Annotated in this window: 13 protein-coding genes and 3 tRNA genes; 4 read left to right on the top strand and 12 right to left on the bottom strand. The window is 47.0% G+C overall.

Annotation, left to right across the window (positions count from 1 at the left end; genetic code table 11):
- Positions 1 to 78: 78 nt before the first annotated feature.
- The 7 genes from lon to CF168_RS07595 form a co-directional block, all read right to left on the bottom strand.
- Positions 79 to 2,436, bottom strand: coding sequence for an endopeptidase La (gene lon / locus CF168_RS07625; protein ID WP_086902562.1), 2,358 nt, complete (start codon positions 2,434 to 2,436; stop codon positions 79 to 81).
- 132 nt (positions 2,437 to 2,568) lie between these two features.
- Entirely contained in the window at positions 2,569 to 3,849 is a 1,281-nt protein-coding gene (gene clpX / locus CF168_RS07620) for an ATP-dependent protease ATP-binding subunit ClpX (RefSeq protein WP_011717549.1), read from the bottom strand.
- 99 nt (positions 3,850 to 3,948) lie between these two features.
- Positions 3,949 to 4,557, bottom strand: coding sequence for an ATP-dependent Clp endopeptidase proteolytic subunit ClpP (clpP, locus tag CF168_RS07615; protein ID WP_011717550.1), 609 nt, complete (start codon positions 4,555 to 4,557; stop codon positions 3,949 to 3,951).
- 89 nt (positions 4,558 to 4,646) lie between these two features.
- A complete protein-coding gene (tig, locus tag CF168_RS07610; RefSeq protein ID WP_086902561.1) occupies positions 4,647 to 5,951 on the bottom strand; it encodes a trigger factor in 1,305 nt (434 codons plus the stop codon).
- A 262-nt stretch (positions 5,952 to 6,213) separates the two neighbouring features.
- A tRNA-His gene (locus tag CF168_RS07605) sits at positions 6,214 to 6,289 on the bottom strand.
- A gap of 9 nt (positions 6,290 to 6,298) precedes the next feature.
- Positions 6,299 to 6,375 (bottom strand) — tRNA-Arg (locus tag CF168_RS07600).
- A gap of 109 nt (positions 6,376 to 6,484) precedes the next feature.
- Positions 6,485 to 6,561 (bottom strand) — tRNA-Pro (locus tag CF168_RS07595).
- Between the two features lie 261 nt (positions 6,562 to 6,822).
- Between CF168_RS07595 and folD the strand changes: the two genes are divergently transcribed.
- Positions 6,823 to 7,677 (top strand): bifunctional methylenetetrahydrofolate dehydrogenase/methenyltetrahydrofolate cyclohydrolase FolD, encoded by an 855-nt coding sequence (folD, locus tag CF168_RS07590; RefSeq protein ID WP_089067496.1) that lies wholly within the window; start codon positions 6,823 to 6,825, stop codon positions 7,675 to 7,677.
- Between the two features lie 222 nt (positions 7,678 to 7,899).
- On the opposite strand, the gene cysS is transcribed toward folD, so the two are convergent.
- Entirely contained in the window at positions 7,900 to 9,279 is a 1,380-nt protein-coding gene (gene cysS, locus CF168_RS07585) for a cysteine--tRNA ligase (RefSeq protein ID WP_039978331.1), read from the bottom strand.
- Positions 9,280 to 9,419: 140 nt separating this feature from the next.
- Between cysS and CF168_RS07580 the strand changes: the two genes are divergently transcribed.
- Both CF168_RS07580 and CF168_RS07575 read left to right on the top strand, forming a co-directional pair.
- A complete protein-coding gene (locus CF168_RS07580; RefSeq protein ID WP_089067495.1) occupies positions 9,420 to 9,899 on the top strand; it encodes a peptidylprolyl isomerase in 480 nt (159 codons plus the stop codon).
- Between the two features lie 9 nt (positions 9,900 to 9,908).
- Positions 9,909 to 10,628: a UDP-2,3-diacylglucosamine diphosphatase gene (locus tag CF168_RS07575; protein WP_089067494.1), complete on the top strand. Its 720-nt coding sequence runs from the start codon at positions 9,909 to 9,911 to the stop codon at positions 10,626 to 10,628.
- 91 nt (positions 10,629 to 10,719) lie between these two features.
- On the opposite strand, the gene miaE is transcribed toward CF168_RS07575, so the two are convergent.
- Entirely contained in the window at positions 10,720 to 11,490 is a 771-nt protein-coding gene (miaE, locus tag CF168_RS07570; protein ID WP_089067493.1) for a tRNA isopentenyl-2-thiomethyl-A-37 hydroxylase MiaE, read from the bottom strand.
- 279 nt (positions 11,491 to 11,769) lie between these two features.
- Between miaE and CF168_RS07565 the strand changes: the two genes are divergently transcribed.
- Positions 11,770 to 12,366 carry a Yip1 family protein gene (locus tag CF168_RS07565; RefSeq protein ID WP_011626606.1) on the top strand — a complete coding sequence of 199 codons (597 nt, stop codon included), beginning with the start codon at positions 11,770 to 11,772 and terminating at the stop codon, positions 12,364 to 12,366.
- A gap of 203 nt (positions 12,367 to 12,569) precedes the next feature.
- Here the strand turns inward: CF168_RS07565 and glnS are convergent, their stop codons facing one another.
- The 3 genes from glnS to CF168_RS07550 form a co-directional block, all read right to left on the bottom strand.
- Positions 12,570 to 14,240: a glutamine--tRNA ligase gene (gene glnS / locus CF168_RS07560; protein WP_011717555.1), complete on the bottom strand. Its 1,671-nt coding sequence runs from the start codon at positions 14,238 to 14,240 to the stop codon at positions 12,570 to 12,572.
- 183 nt (positions 14,241 to 14,423) lie between these two features.
- Positions 14,424 to 16,718 carry a Fe(2+) transporter permease subunit FeoB gene (gene feoB / locus CF168_RS07555; RefSeq protein WP_086902556.1) on the bottom strand — a complete coding sequence of 765 codons (2,295 nt, stop codon included), beginning with the start codon at positions 16,716 to 16,718 and terminating at the stop codon, positions 14,424 to 14,426.
- The gene (locus CF168_RS07550) at positions 16,711 to 16,950 is read right to left on the bottom strand and encodes a FeoA family protein (protein WP_011623257.1); all 240 of its coding nucleotides are present in this window, start codon (positions 16,948 to 16,950) and stop codon (positions 16,711 to 16,713) included. The genes feoB and CF168_RS07550 overlap by 8 nt, the downstream gene beginning before the upstream one ends.
- Positions 16,951 to 17,354: the final 404 nt, after the last annotated feature.

Here is a 17,354-nt window from a genome sequence, read left to right as displayed (position 1 = left end):
GACCTAGGCTACCACAGGTCTGCGCTTTGTTAAGCCCCTTTTTTCATTTTTTTTAGCGTGATAGCGCATTTTCTTGCGTTATGCCAAGTTTTTAACCACTTCGAAGCCTTCAACCGGTCTTTCCAGCGCCAGTTTTAACACTTCGTCGACCCAACGCACGGGACGAATTTCCAAATCGGCAATCACATTGGCAGGAATTTCTTCCAGATCACGCTCGTTTTCTTTTGGAATAAGTACCAATTTAATGCCACCACGGTGTGCCGCGAGCAGTTTTTCTTTTAAACCGCCGATAGGTAACACTTCTCCGCGTAAGGTAATTTCACCCGTCATCGCCACATCGGCGCGCACAGGGTTACCCGTTAAGCTAGACACTAATGCAGTACACATTGCCGCGCCCGCAGATGGACCATCTTTTGGCGTCGCCCCTTCTGGCACGTGAACATGGATATCACGCTTCTCATAAAAGTCGCCGTTGATACCTAATTGTTCCGCACGGGCACGTACGACCGTCATTGCCGCTTGAATCGACTCTTGCATCACATCGCCAAGTGAGCCTGTGTAGGTCAACTTACCTTTGCCTGGCACTGATGTCGCTTCAATGGTGAGCAGATCGCCACCCACTTCGGTCCACGCCAAACCTGTGACTTGACCGATTTGGTTGTTCGACTCCGCCTTACCATAGTCAAAACGTTGCACACCGAGGAAAGACTTGAGATTGTCCGCGGTCACTGTGACTGACTTGATGGATTTATCCAGCAGGATCATTTTTACGACCTTACGGCAAATCTTCGACAATTCACGCTCGAGTGCACGCACACCAGCTTCACGGGTGTAGTAGCGGATGATGCCAACTATCGCACTGTCTTCGATATGAATTTCGTTCGCTTTAAGACCGTTACGCTCGATTTGCTTGGTCAATAAATGTTGCTTCGCAATATTGAGCTTCTCATCTTCGGTGTAACCCGACAGACGAATGACTTCCATACGGTCCAGAAGCGGACCTGGAATATTCATCGAATTCGAGGTCGCCACGAACATCACATCGGATAAGTCGTAGTCAACTTCGAGGTAATGGTCGTTAAAGGTCGCGTTTTGTTCAGGATCAAGCACCTCTAACAGTGCTGACGCTGGGTCGCCACGCATATCCGAGCTCATTTTGTCGATTTCATCGAGCAGGAATAAGGGGTTTTTCACGCCCACTTTCGCCATCTTTTGAATCACTTTACCCGGCATTGAGCCAATGTAAGTACGGCGATGACCACGGATTTCCGCTTCATCACGCACGCCGCCTAACGCAACACGCACATACTTACGACCAGTTGCTTTCGCAATCGATTGACCTAATGAGGTTTTACCCACACCTGGTGGGCCGACTAAGCACAGGATAGGCCCTTTAAGTTGACGCACACGGCTCTGCACTGCCAAGTATTCCAGAATTCGGTCTTTGACCTTTTCCAGACCGTAGTGATCGGTATCCAGTACTTCTTGGGCTTTGGCTAAATCACGTTTGATTTTAGAGCGTTGGCTCCAAGGGACTGAGGTCATCCAATCAACATAGCTGCGAACCACGGTCGCTTCGGCAGACATAGGTGACATCATGCGTAATTTATTGAGCTCAGCGACGGCCTTCTCTTTGGCATCGCTTGGCATGTTGGCTTCTTCAATCTTACGATTTAAGACTTCAAATTCGTCGTGGCCTTCGTCTAAGTCACCCAGTTCTTTTTGGATGGCTTTCATCTGCTCGTTCAGATAATACTCACGCTGGCTCTTTTCCATCTGTTTTTTAACGCGGGTACGGATACGTTTCTCGACCTGTAGCAGGTCAATTTCCGACTCCATCATCGCCATTAAATATTCCAGACGCTCACCGACGTTAGTCATCTCCAGCACGGACTGTTTGTCCTCAAGCTTGAGTGGCATGTGGGCCGCCATGGTATCTGCAAGGCGCGCCGCTTCATCGATGCCAGAAAGCGAGGTTAAGACTTCAGGCGGGATCTTCTTGTTAAGCTTGATATAGCCTTCAAATTGGCCAATCGCGCTGCGAACCAAGACTTCCTCTTCTTTATCTTCTAAAGGCTCAGACTCAAGATATTCCGCCTTAGCCACAAAGAAATCCGCTTCTTGGGTATAACGGGTAATACGGGCGCGGCGACCACCTTCGACCAGTACTTTTACCGTACCGTCAGGCAGTTTAAGCAGTTGCAGAATAGACGCCACTGTACCGACTTCAAAGATATCGTCTTTGGTCGGCTCGTCTAACTCAGCGTCACGCTGAGCGACTAAAATAATTTGCTTATCCTGGGCCATTGCCGTTTCGAGACAACGAATCGATTTTTCTCGGCCAACGAACAACGGAATTACCATATGGGGATAGACCACCACATCTCTCAGTGGTAGCACGGGGAGTTCGATATGCGCTTCACGCTCTAAGGTCATAGTTCGATTCCGTTTAGATGAAAGGGATTAGTTAAGGAGTATATTGGGGCGCTTTAGTGGGTTTCAATGGGCAAAATAAAAAAAGGAGCCCGATGGACTCCTTGATTTTCAGATTATTAGCAATCAGTACAATTATTGCTCGCCAGAGGCAGCTTGCGCTTCGTTGCGCTCGTAAATCAGGATTGGTGCAGACTCACCATTCACCACAGATTCATCGACAACCGCCTTCACCACGCCCTCAATTGAAGGAATATCGTACATAGTATCGAGTAAGATACCTTCAACGATTGAACGTAGACCACGGGCACCGGTTTTGCGTGACATGGCTTTATGTGCAATCGCTTTGAGCGCATCTTCGCGGAACTCTAGCTCAACCCCTTCCATCTCAAACAGCGCGTTGTACTGTTTTGTCAGCGCGTTTTTAGGCTCAGACAGAATTTGCACTAATGCTTCTTCGTCCAGCTCGGTCAGCGTCGCTACAACGGGCAGACGACCGATAAACTCAGGGATCAAGCCGTATTTGACTAAATCTTCGGGTTCGACTTGAGATAAGGTTTGCGAAATAGTTGCCTTATCTTTCTCGCCCTTAACCTGCGCACCGAAACCGATACCAGAACCTACGTGAGCACGCTGTTCAATCACCTTTTCAAGGCCAGCAAAAGCACCACCACAGATAAACAGGATCTTAGAGGTATCTACCTGTAAGAACTCTTGCTGTGGATGCTTACGGCCACCTTGAGGCGGAACCGCGGCAACCGTACCTTCGATAAGTTTCAGCAGCGCTTGCTGCACGCCTTCACCCGATACGTCACGGGTAATTGATGGGTTATCCGATTTACGGCTGATCTTGTCGATTTCGTCGATATAGACGATACCGCGCTGTGCTTTTTCAACATCGTAATCGCACTTTTGCAGCAGCTTTTGAATGATGTTTTCAACGTCTTCACCCACATAACCCGCTTCGGTTAAGGTGGTGGCGTCAGCCATAGTAAATGGGACATTCAATGAGCGCGCAAGCGTTTCAGCCAGCAGTGTCTTACCACTGCCCGTTGGACCAATCAGCAGAATGTTACTCTTGCCTAATTCCACGCCATCTTTAGGAGAAGAATTTCTCAGGCGCTTATAGTGATTGTATACAGCAACAGACAGCACTTTCTTGGCTCTGTCCTGACCAATCACATAATCGTCTAAATGCGCACGCAACTCATGTGGCGTTGGCAATTTATCATTATCACGCTTAGGGGAGATTTCTTTAATCTCTTCACGAATGATGTCGTTGCATAATTCAACACATTCGTCGCATACGTATACTGATGGGCCTGCAATCAGTTTTCTGACTTCATGCTGGCTCTTACCGCAAAAAGAGCAGTACAGCAATTTACCGCTGTCACCATTATTTTTGTTGTCGCCCATTAATTACCTCATTTGCAGTCTGCTCTACTGCTTGTCTTAAACTTGCTAACCCTTTACTGGGCTTTGCTTAATAGAGCATAGCCCAGTCAAAAGTAAAAATCAGCCGCGTTTAGTCATCACTGCGTCAACTAAACCATATTCAACAGCTTGAGTCGCACTCATGAAGTTGTCGCGATCGGTATCACGTTCAATCACTTCGAGTGGCTGGCCAGTGTGCTCTGATAACATCAGGTTCAGTTTATGCTTGATGCCTAAGATCTCTTGGGCATGAATAGCGATATCAGAAGCCTGACCTTGGAATCCACCCAGTGGTTGGTGGATCATCACGCGAGAGTTAGGTAAGCAGAAACGCTTGCCCTTTTCACCACCGGCTAATAAAAACGCGCCCATGCTGGCCGCTTGACCAATACACACAGTGCTGACGTTCGGCTTAATAAACTGCATGGTATCGTAAATCGCCATACCCGCAGTGACTGAGCCACCGGGTGAGTTGATATATAAGAAGATATCTTTATCTGGGCTTTCTGACTCGAGGAATAGCAACTGCGCCACAATCAGATTCGCCATATGCTCTTCAACTTGACCCACTAAAAAGATAATCCGCTCTTTTAACAGACGAGAATAAATATCGAATGAGCGTTCACCCTTAGCCGTCTGTTCGATCACCATAGGCACTAAAGCACTTTGTATGTCTGACGCATTATGCATTATTCGTTTCCCTAAATAAAAATGGCTCGCATGAGGAGCCTCATACGAGCCATTATAAATGGCGAACTGCCAATCAAGTCAAGCTTAGCTTATGCGCGACCTGTAGCCTTGTTCATAAATTCTTCAAAAGCAACTTCTTTTTCGGTCACTTTGGCAGATTTCAGCAGTGCTTCAACAGCTTGCTCTTCAAGCGCAACGTTGCGCATGTTTTGCATCAGCTCTTTGTTGCTGTTGTAGTACGCAACAACTTCACTTGGATCTTCGTAAGCAGAAGCCATAGAAGCGATTAACGCTTGTACACGCTCATCTTCTGCTTTCAGTTCGTTAGTCTTGATAACTTCGCCTAATAACAGACCGATTTTCACGCGACGAGCCGCTTGCTCAGTGAATAATTCAGCTGGCAGTTCTGGCATGTTAGCCGTTTGACCGCCGAAACGTTGCATCGCTTGTTGACGCAGTACGTTAACTTCGCCATCGATCAGTGCTTTTGGCAGTTCGATGTCGTTGTTAGCTAATAAACCAGTGATCACTTGCTCTTTCACGTTTGCTTTTAACGCTTGCTCAAGTTCACGGTTCATGTTTTTACGGATTTCAGTTTTCAGAGCTTCTAAGCCGCCTTCGCTGATTCCGAATAATGCTGCAAACTCATCGTTTACTTCTGGTAAGTTAGCCGCTAACACTTCAGTTAACGTGATAGCAAACTTAGCCGCTTTACCTTTTAAGTTTTCAGCGTGATATTCTTCAGGGAAAGTCACGTCGATAACGAATTCTTCACCCGCTTTGTGACCTAAGATACCCGCTTCGAAACCTGGGATCATACGGCCGCTGCCTAATTGCAGTTCGAAATCATCAGCTTTACCGCCTTCGAATTCAACACCGTCAACTGAACCAACAAAGTTCATTTTCACTTTGTCGCCGTCAGCCGCTTCACGCTCAACCGCTGCAAAAGTCGCGTGTTGCTTACGTAAGGTTTCGATCATGCTGTCTACGTCAGCATCGGTTACAGACGCTTTTGGTTGTTCTACTTCGATTGCATCTAAACCTTTCAGCTCAACTTCTGGGTAGATTTCGAAAGTCGCTACGAATTCGAATTTTTCACCGTCAGTCGCACCAGGTACGAAAGTGGGTGCGCCAGCTGGGTTTAATTTCTCTGCGATGATCGCTTCGATAAAGTTACGTTGCATCACTTCACCAGTGATGTCTTGACGAATTGCGGCGCCATAACGTTTGTTGATTACAGTAACAGGCACTTTGCCAGGACGGAAACCTGGGATACGAGCACGCTTAGCTTCACGTTGTAAACTGTCTTTAACCAGTTTTTCAATTTGTTCAGCAGGAACAGAAATGGTCAGGCGACGCTCTAGGCCTTGGGTTGCTTCAACAGAAACTTGCATTGTTTTACCTCGAAATTTGTCTAACGTCCTTTGTAATAGTCGAGTCATCAACTATTCAGGTATTCGTTTCTTGATCATTAAATTTGACTACAATGCCCACCACTATTGGCTTTCGGCACAGGTCGCTGTTAGTTGATATCTATCAAGACGCGACATTATAGCCACCGTTTTGTGCAGAGTCGAGCCTCTACGGCCGAATCTAGGGTATAAAAAAAGCGACCAGAGGTCGCTTTTTTTATTTTGTACTCAAAGTACTTAAAAATGGGGTGACTGATGGGGCTCGAACCCACGACAACCGGAATCACAATCCGGGACTCTACCAACTGAGCTACAATCACCACTGAAACTGGCACGCCCGGCAGGATTCGAACCTGCGACCATCCGCTTAGAAGGCGGATGCTCTATCCAACTGAGCTACGGGCGCATGGTTTACAGACTCTGCTGTATCCTAACCTACGTGGGATAACTGACTAAGGTTATCCGCTATTACTCGCTCAAATTAACTAAATAATCATGAGCCAATAATATTAAAGTGGTCGGTGATAGAGGATTCGAACCTCTGACCCTCTGGTCCCAAACCAGATGCGCTACCGGACTGCGCTAATCACCGAGAATCATCGTTTTCACAGCAAATGAGCACATCTGCTTGAGAACGGAGCGCATCTTAGCCCCTCACTTTGCACCCGTCAACGATTTTTTTAAGCATTCAAACTAGATGCTGAATTATCAGGCGAATACGCCTGTTTTTATCCATTTCGCCGCGGCTTTCACCATGACACACCCGCAACGCCCTGTTAAAATAGCCGCGATTGCCACTCTCTGTGTTAACGACAGTTTTCACCATCGCCCATATAAAGGATATCCTACACCCATGACAGCCCAAATAATCGACGGCAAGGCGATTGCTCAATCCATCCGCACACAACTTCGCGATAAAGTAACCGCCCGCAAAGAGGCAGGACAACGCGTACCAGGTTTAGCCGTCATTCTCGTGGGAGCCGACCCCGCTTCTCAGGTTTATGTTGGTAGTAAACGTAAAGCCTGTGAAGAAGTGGGATTTATTTCTCGCTCCTACGATCTCGATACCAGTTATACCGAAGAAGCCTTATTAGCCCTTATCGACGAACTCAATGATGATCCGACGATCGACGGTATCTTAGTGCAGCTTCCTCTGCCTGCGCATATTGAAGACTCTAAAGTGATCGAGCGCATTAGCCCCGATAAAGATGTCGACGGTTTCCACCCCTACAACGTTGGCCGTTTAGCCCAACGCATTCCTGTATTACGTTCATGCACTCCAATGGGGATCATGACCTTAATCAAATCAACGGGTGTCGATACCTATGGATTAGATGCCGTTGTAGTAGGCGCATCAAACATTGTCGGTCGACCAATGACACTGGAGCTATTGCTTGCGGGCTGCACCACAACCACATGCCATCGTTTTACAAAAAATCTCGAACAAAAAATCCGTCAGGCAGATTTAATCGTGGTAGCCGTGGGTAAACCTGGCTTTATCCCTGGTGAATGGATTAAACCGGGCGCCATTGTTATCGATGTGGGTATTAACCGCTTAGAAAACGGCACCTTAGTGGGCGATGTGCAATATGAGGTTGCTGCGCAAAACGCCAGCTTTATCACCCCAGTCCCAGGTGGTGTCGGCCCTATGACGATTGCCAGCTTACTTGAGAATACCTTGTATGCGGCAGAGCAATATCACGACTAATGTGCTTCGCCATCGCGTAGATAATGGCTTAAGTTATAACGTAAGTTATGGCGTAAATTGCAGCATTTAAACCTGCTATTTAGCCATCTAAGCTCCAGTAGCCTGTAACGGATAACGTGAGCTCAATTAAACGCGTGAGACCAATAAAAAACCTGCCATTGGCAGGTTTTTTATTATCGATGCAAATCTAACTTAAGCGGTCGGATAATTTCTTACGCCAACCTATTTCTTACGCCAAGTAGTACCGCTTGGGCCATCTTCTAAGACTACGCCAAGCTCATTTAACCGATTGCGCGCAACATCAGCCGCTGGCCAATCTTTTTCGGCGCGGGCACGATTACGCTCCACGATCAACGCTTCAATCTCTGCCACTTCATCGTCACTACCTTCGCCTTTAAAGAAGGCATCGGGCGTTTGGTGCAATAAGCCCAATACATCGGCCAGTTGCTTCATGGCAACGGCCATAGCTGACGCCTGCGCCATATCAGTGGTTTTCAAGCGGTTGATCTCACGTACCATATCAAACAGCACTGAATAAGCTTCAGGCGTATTAAAGTCATCGTCCATGGCCGCTTTAAACTTAGCGACAAACTCTTCCGCAGGTGCAGCTGTAACAGTCAGGTCAACATCTTTAATCGCAGTGTATAAACGCTCTAAGGCGGCACGCGCCTGCTTGAGGTTTTCTTCTGAGTAGTTGATTTGGCTACGATAGTGACCCGATAGCAGGAAGTAACGCACGGTTTCAGCGTCGTAATGGCCTAATACATCACGAATGGTGAAGAAGTTACCTAAAGACTTTGACATCTTCTCGCGATCAACCATCACCATGCCAGTGTGCATCCAGTAATTCACGTATGGCGTATCATGGGCGCAGCAAGACTGAGCAATTTCGTTCTCATGGTGCGGGAATTGTAAATCTGAGCCGCCACCGTGAATATCGAAATGCAGACCTAAGTGCTTGCTGTTCATTGCCGAACATTCGATATGCCAGCCTGGACGACCCGGTCCCCATGGCGATTCCCATGTTGGCTCGCCCGGTTTAGACATTTTCCACAGCACGAAATCCATTGGATTTTGCTTGTTATCGTCAACCTCAACCCGTGCACCCGCCTGTAATTGCTCCAGGTTCTGGCCTGATAGGCGGCCGTATTCAGGGAAAGAGGCCACACTGAACAGCACATCGCCATCGGCAGCGACATAGGCATGCCCGCGAGCCAGTAAACGCTCAACCATATCGATAATTTCGGCAATGTGCAGAGTGGCACGTGGCTCGAAATCGGGACGGATCATATTCAGCGCATCGAAATCCTTGTGCATTTCCCCAATCAAGCGATCGGTTAAGGTATTGCAATCTTCTTGATTTTCGTTGGCGCGCTTGATGATTTTGTCATCAATGTCGGTGATGTTACGTTGAAAATTCACCTCATAACCCGCGTAACGCAGGTAACGAACGATCATATCGAAGGAAACAAAAGTACGCCCATGGCCAATATGACACAAATCGTATACGGTCACTCCGCATACATACATCCCAACTTTTCCGGGAGTAATTGGCTTAAATTCCTGTTTTTGGCGGGTAATACTGTTGTAAATCTTCAACATCGGCATTCTCTTCAATGATAGATTCGAGTGTAAAATCAAGGGGTCAGTCTACCACGCTGACGAGGGTTTTGAATACTGCACTTTGCGTGCAATCCGAGATAAGTTAGAATCGCGCCACTATTTACTGAGAGTATGAAAACATGATCACATTACACACTAATTTTGGCGACATTAAACTGCAACTGAACGCCGAAAAAGCACCACTGACCGTGGCAAACTTTATGAAATATGTTGACGAAGGTTTCTTCGACGGCACCATTTTCCACCGTGTAATTGACGGCTTTATGATCCAAGGCGGTGGCTTTACCGCTGAAATGAGCCAAAAACGTTGCCATGAGCCAGTGAAAAACGAAGCCAACAATGGTTTATCAAACCGTACTGGTACTATCGCGATGGCGCGTACTTCAGATCCACACTCAGCGACAGCTCAGTTCTTCATCAACGTCAACGATAACACCTTCCTCGATTTCAAATCTGAAAGCATGCAAGACTGGGGTTACTGCGTATTTGGTGAAGTGGTTGAAGGCATGGACATCGTTGAAAAAATCAAAGCTGTCAGCACTGGTAACCAAGATGTGCCATTAGAAGCGGTTGTGATTGAAAAAGTCAGTGCGGCCTAATTCCCTAGGATGCGGACCTTATTTATTGGCGATCTGCACTTAAGTGCCGATCGCCTCGATATCACCCAAGCCTTTAATCGTTTCCTCGATACAGAACTTGATGATGCCGATGCCCTCTATATTCTGGGGGATTTATTTGAGGTATGGGTCGGCGACGATTTAGCCGCGCCTTTTGCTCTCGAATTAGCGCGCAAGCTCAAGCAAATCTCCCTAAGATTGCCCATCTACTTTATTCACGGTAATCGTGACTTTATGTTAGGCAAACAATTTGCCGATGCTGCGGGCATGCAAATGTTGCCCGAAGTCACTTGCTTAGAACTCTATGGTGTTAATACAGTTATCTTGCACGGCGATAGCCTGTGCACCTTAGATAAAGCCTACCAACGCTTTCGCAAATTACGCAGTTTTGCCTTCGCCCGTTGGCTGTATAGCTGTTTGCCGAAGAAAAAACGTCAAGCCATTGCCAATAAAATCCGCAGTAATAGCCAAAGCAGCAATCAACAAAAAAGCTATGTCATCATGGATGTGGAACCGAGTGCGGTGGATGCGTTATTTGCCAAGACCCACTGCAAACAGATGATCCACGGTCATACCCACAGACCCGCCATCCACGACTTAACTCATGGCTGTAAACGTATTGTGGTCGGTGATTGGTACGAGCAAGGCAGCGTGTTAGTGGTCAGCGCCGACGGCGTGGAGCTAAAAAGCCTGCCCTTCGACGCCAGCTAAGAAACGATAGCGTCAGCACCATTAACGCATCAAAGCATTGAAATGCAGGCCTCATACCTGAATATGGCTGAGGCCGCTATTTGTATTTCCACTAGGCAACTAAGGGTTGACCACTGTGGAAATGAAACTCGTCATCGGGCGCCATAATCAATTCGGCTTCCCTCTCGCCAAAATAAGCGACCCGCTCGGTAATATCCTCCGTTGAAACCAGCTGCGCCAGCTTAAGATAATCCTCAAAATGACGCGCCTCAGAGCGCAGCAAGGACACATAAAACTTACTTAACTCTGCATCCAAGTAAGGCGCTAATTTAGCAAAGCGCTCACAGGAGCGCGCCTCAATGTACGCACCCACAATCAACTTATCCCGCAGAATATCCTTCTCATGGGTGGTCACGTGGCTCATCATGCCCTTTGCGTAACGTCCCGCACGAATATTGCGATACGGAATGTGTCGTGCGTGCATCAGCTCCAGCACTTGCTCAAAATGATGGAATTCTTCTTTTATCAAACGGATCAGTGGCGGGATAAGATCCTGAGCAAAAGCAAAATGTTGATTCGGCTGTAGATTGGCAACCAGCTCGTTCTTTTTAACATCGCGAGCCAAAAACAGCTCGATATCGCGATCCTTGTGATAAACAAATTCCTCATAGGGTTTTGCCCACGCCAATAGCGATTGCCCGCTGTCTTTATCCAAGGCATATCGCCTCAATAAGAACATCGCAGTCTGCGCCGCTTTTAGCTCACAATTACAATGGTCAATTAAGAGTTCATCTAACGAGGCAGAGGCTCGAGCCATATCAATCCAAGTTTGCGGCGTCTCACAACGAAGAAACGCATGAACAGGTGCCAATAATTGCTGCATGGGATCACTCAAAATCATTAAAAAAATATCGTCATATTTTACGCGTAATTATCGACAAGCTATAGCTTTACACCGCAGTAAACTTGACGAGATGAACTTTTTGTTCAATAAATAATCTACACCTTAAGAACTGAGATCCTGATCACATAGCGTCTCAATTCGGAGTGTACGCAGTCGGGCGTTAAGGGATAGGAGAGCGTTTAACCCTGATTGTAGAGCTGTTGTCAGCTCGTCTGACGTTTGGCGAGCCATCATCAATGCTGAACAAGGATAATTATAATGATACTGAATCACTTAATGGGGTTATACACTCATCCAAAACAAGAGTGGCACGCGATTGAGAAGAATCACGAGGCACTCAAAAGTAGTTTAAGTCACGTTATTCTCATCGCACTCATTCCGGCGGTTTGTAGCTTTATCGCCACCGCATATATTGGTTGGAATCCGGGTTCGGGCGATCCGATTTATCTCACGCCACAAAGCGCCATGTTTATGTCTGTGGGAATGTATTTTGGCCTGATTGCGGGCGTCTTTGCCCTCGCCTATTTAGCCTATTGGATGGCAAAAACCTTCGATGCCCAGCCAACTTTCACCCAAGCATTAGAACTCGCATCCTACACTGCAACACCGCTGTTTATGGTCGGTCTGGCGGCGCTCTACCCGGTACTCTGGTTTATTATGATTGTTGGGTTGGTTGGCTTAGCCTACTCGGTTTATCTGCTGTACGCAGGTGTGCCCATCATTATGAATATCCCTGAAGAGAAAGGCTTTATTTACGCCAGCTCTATGGTCACTGCGGGTTTAGTGCTCTTGGTCGGTTTAATGGCCACCAGCGTTATCCTCTGGAGCATTGGCTTTGGTCCTATGTACCAATAAGGTTTCAGTAGACGTTTAATCAACAAGTAAGAGATGGCTTAAAAGTAGCGATAACAGCTGATAAAAATTGTGAAATCTAAAAGATGTAAAAAGCAAAGGCCCTTAGGTTTTATATCACTAAGGGCCTTTTTATTCGTTAATGCAGTTTGTTGCTAGCAGCAATGCATCATAGTGCGGCAGCGATTATCGCGGCGAACGACTTGCTATTCGAACGAGTCACGCAGCGCAACTGTAAGATTAAAGACTAAATGCTCGGCTGAAGAGTCTTTATTGTCTGCACAGAAATAACCTTCACGCTCAAACTGGTATGCTTTTTCCGCTGGTGCATTCACAAGGCTTGCTTCAACTAAACCATTCACCACTTCAAGTGAGTTAGGGTTAAGCACTTCATCCACTGTCTCTGCTGCTGCAGGATTTGGATCCGTGAACAAGCGTTGGTATAAACGGAATTCAGCAGGTTTAGCCGTAGTGGCTTCAACCCAATGGATTACGCCTTTTACCTTGCGACCATCGGCAGGGTTTTTACCCAAGGTATCCGCATCGTAGCTACAGTAAACCGTGGTGATATTGCCTTCGCTGTCTTTGTCACAACGCTCAGCCTTAATCACATACGCGTTACGCAGACGCACTTCTTTACCCATCACCAGACGTTTGTATTGCTTATTGGCTTCTTCTCTGAAATCCGCCACATCGATATACAGTTCGCGGCCAAAGGCAAGTTCACGTGTGCCCATGCTTTCATCGCTTGGGTGAGAAGCCGCTTGAATCGTCTCGATTTGACCTTCTGGGTAGTTCTCAATCACGACTTTTAATGGGCGCAGTACAGCCATCGCACGTGGCGCATGCTCGTTGAGCTCTTCACGGATGCAGGCATCGAGCATCGCGGCTTCAATCATGTTTTCTTGCTTAGTGATACCAATACGTTGGCAAAACTCGCGGATAGACGCTGGGGTATAACCACGACGACGCAGGCCAGCAATCGTTGGCATACGTGGGTCATCCCATCCAGAAACTAACTTACGTGTCACTAAGTCATTTAATTTACGCTTAGACATCAGCGTATATTCAAGATTTAAGCGAGAAAACTCGTACTGACGAGTACGGTTCGGCGCTTGGAAATCATCTAAATTGTCGAGAACCCAATCGTAAAGACGACGGTTGTCTTGGAACTCAAGCGTACATAACGAGTGAGTAATGTGCTCCAGCGCATCGGAAATACAGTGAGTGAAGTCGTACATTGGGTAAATGCACCACTTGTCACCCGTTTGATGATGGTGAGCGAAACGAATACGGTAAATCACCGGATCGCGCATACACATGAAAGGTGATGCCATGTCGATTTTGGCACGCAGTGCACACTCACCTTCTTTGAATTCACCCTTACGCATTTTTTCGAATAATTGCAGGTTTTCTTCAACGGAAGTATCACGGTACGGGCTGTTTTTACCCGGCTCTTTTAAGGTGCCACGGTATTCACGGGTTTCATCGGCATTGAGGAAACACACATAGGCTAAGCCTTTGTTGATCAACTCAACGGCATATTGGTGTAATTGGTCGAAATAGTTAGAGGAATAACGGACTTCACCATCCCACTGGAATCCCAACCAACGCACATCCGCCTGAATAGAATTCACATAATCGATGTCTTCTTTTTCAGGATTGGTATCATCAAAACGTAAATTACAAAGGCCTTGGTAATCGCGCGCGATGCCGAAGTTCAAACAGATAGACTTAGCATGACCTATATGCAAATAACCATTTGGCTCGGGAGGAAAACGCGTCTGCACACTGGTGTGCTTACCGCTTTTCAGATCCTCATCAATGATATTACGGATAAAGTTACTCGGACGTACTTCAGTGTCCACATGACTCATGGAATTCCTCTTTGCGAACAATGGCAATTTTAACAAAACCCGCATGATCCTACAGATCTCGGCCAGTTACAATGCCCAGTATAAAAAACTATGGTTTATGGCATGGATAGTAAAACAATAAAAGCAGCCATGAAAGCTGCTTTTATCTTTGTCATTACTAAGCTGACATTTATTACTCAGCGGTTACTCGGTAATGATCCTAACGCCAGGAATGATCTGTTGGGTTCTACGGCCCTTACGTTTGAGCCACAGGTAGAACACCACGAGCGCTCCGAGGAAGAAACCAATCCACAGACTCGATTGCAGTGGATGTGCACCAAAGGTTGCCGCTTGGTAAGCAATGGTTGCACTGCCGTAGGCCAGTGAGAATGTCCAAGTGGCTGCAAAGGTTGCCCAGCGAGTACCAAACTCATTCACTAAGGCGCCCATCGCGGCGACACAGGGAGTATAGAGTAAGATAAACAGCAAGTAAGAGAATGCGGCCACTTTAGTGGTAAAGCCTGACTGTAAGGCGCTAAAGGTAGAGGTTTCCACACCTTGCGACTCTGCTGCCACGTTAGTATTAGAAATATCGCCCACAGATAATTTAAGCGGGTCTTCTAAATCCAAGCCAAACAGGTTAGCAGGAATCGTCGCCAGCGCTTCGCTGAAACTATCCGCTAATGGCGTTAATTCTGCATCTTCATGGGCAACATTGGCATACAAGCTATTCAGTGTACCGACTACTGCTTCTTTGGCGAAAATACCCGTGATAATCCCCACAGTCGCAGGCCAGTTATCTTGCTCAATCCCCATAGGAGCAAAGATAGGTGTCACCTTTTGACTCGCCACACTTAAGAGTGACGCTTGGCTATCTTCATGGCCAAAAGTACCGTCGACCCCAATCGCATTGATAAAGTTAAGCAGAGTTACCACAAGCACGATGGTTTTACCCGCACCTAAGATAAAGCTCTTAGTTCGCTTACCAGTGCGGACCATCACAGCCTTCAGTTTTGGCATTTCATAGCTTGGCAGCTCCATCACCACCGCGCTGCTTGTGCCTGGTAATAAGGTGCTACGCAGTAATAACCCTGTACCAATCGCCGCAAAAATCCCAATCACGTACAGTAAAAACACCAGGTTTTGACCAGAGTCAGGGAAGAACGCCGCCGCAAATAACGCATACACAGGTAAACGTGCACCGCAGGACATAAAGGGCGCCATCATACCGGTCACGATACGCTCACGCTCACTACCTAAGGTACGTGTCGCCATAATCGCTGGCACCGAACAACCAAAGCCAACAATCATAGGCACGAACGCTTTACCCGGTAGGCCTATACGGCGCATTAAGCCATCCACCACGAAGGCCGCGCGGGCCATATAGCCTGAACTTTCAAGGATAGATAAACCGAGAAATAGCGCTGCGATAACCGGAATAAAAGTAGATACGGTTTGAATACCTTGACCGACGCCACCCGCGAGAATCGTCACCAGCCATGCTGGCGCGCCCATATTGCCAAGGAATGCACCAAAATGATCGACCAGTAATGCCCCGACAAACACATCGAAGAAATCGATAAACGCACTACCGATGTTAATGCTGAACATAAACATCAGATACATGACAAATAAGAACACCGGAATGCCAAGCACGGGATGTAACACTAATTTGTCGAGTTTATCACTGAGCGTGAGGAAGCCATCGGTCTTAACGGAACCTTGGAATACTCGCTCCACAAAGTTAAACCGCGTCGTAGCGACCATCACTTCGATGTCATGCCCTTGCTGCGCAATTTGCTCGGTGCAAGTGCTGACTTCATCCTGTAGCTCGGCATTTTTGCAGCTGCCACAACCAGAACCGTTACCCAGCATCGCTAAAGCGCGGCCACGGCTTAAGTTGGGGTCTTTACTGCAAAGGAGTTGCACGCCCGCTTCAATCTGTTCGTCGTAATCGAGTAGCAGAGGCGCTTCGGATACGCGACCTTGAAGTAAATCCAAAACCTGCGCTTGCACTTTAGCCACATCGGCGGGATCGCGAGAGCACACGCCAATAACAGGGCAACCTAACTCTTGGCTCATTTTCTTTAAATCGACACGGATCCCACGCTTAATAGCCGCATCGATTTTATTCAATACCACCACCATAGGGATCGACAGCTCACGTAGTTGTGCAGTCAAATAAAGGTGGCGCTCGATATTGGTCGCATCGACTAAGTTGATGATGCCATCGACACGTTGTTCGGCGAGGTATTGCTGAGCAATCTGCTCATCGAGGGAACAATCACAACTATTACCCGCGGGGAGTAAATCGTAAATACCGGGTAAGTCGGTTAAGTAAACGTCGGCGCCATTAAGGGTAAAATGACCGGTTTTTTTCTCAACGGTCACACCAGACCAGTTGCCCACTTGCTGATTCGCGCCGGTTAGCGCGTTAAAGAGTGTTGATTTTCCCGCGTTTGGGTTACCAACAGTGACGCAATGAAACTGCTTAGTCATTCGCCTTTTCCACCTCTATGATGTCTGCCAGGTCTCTGCGCATACAAAGCTTACTGCCACGAATATCCAACTCTAAACCAGAGCCCATTGGCGCTCTGCGGATCAACGAAAATCGTGTATTTGGGGTGATGCCCATGGATAATAATTTACGCTTCACTGTCTGCGGCAGATCTAAACGCCCGATTTCAGAAATAATGCCACGGTCACCGGGACTGAGTTCGCTTAACTTCATTACCTATTTCACCTTGTAACAGCTTCAGCTTGAAAAACTGCGCCCATTGTAACTGAGCGATGGCTCTAATAACTTTACCTAGATCAAGCTTTATGACTGGTAACGATAATAGTTTTCAATTGTGTTGAGTATTATGTGACAAAAATCTCAATGAATAAACGCCTGACCAAAAATAAAAATCCCCATAAAGGCACATCACTCTTCGCAAGTTAGAGTAAAAGTCAATGAGCTGTAAACGAGTGCCCCACAAACCAAAGTGAGAACAAGATCACACTTTGTCATTTATCACTAACAAAATCATCCTTCTTTACTGTCAATGACCACAAAAATGTTACGCGATTGTCGCAAATTTGTTCTAGTATTAATCAGCTAAATTAGTGATGTCGAAAGCTTGAAAAATAACA

Origin of the sequence: Shewanella bicestrii, assembly GCF_002216875.1 — a bacterium.
GTDB classification, from domain to species: Bacteria; Pseudomonadota; Gammaproteobacteria; order Enterobacterales; family Shewanellaceae; genus Shewanella; species Shewanella seohaensis.
Note: the sequence above shows the minus strand (reverse complement) of the source record. Positions and strands in the feature narration are given on the sequence as shown.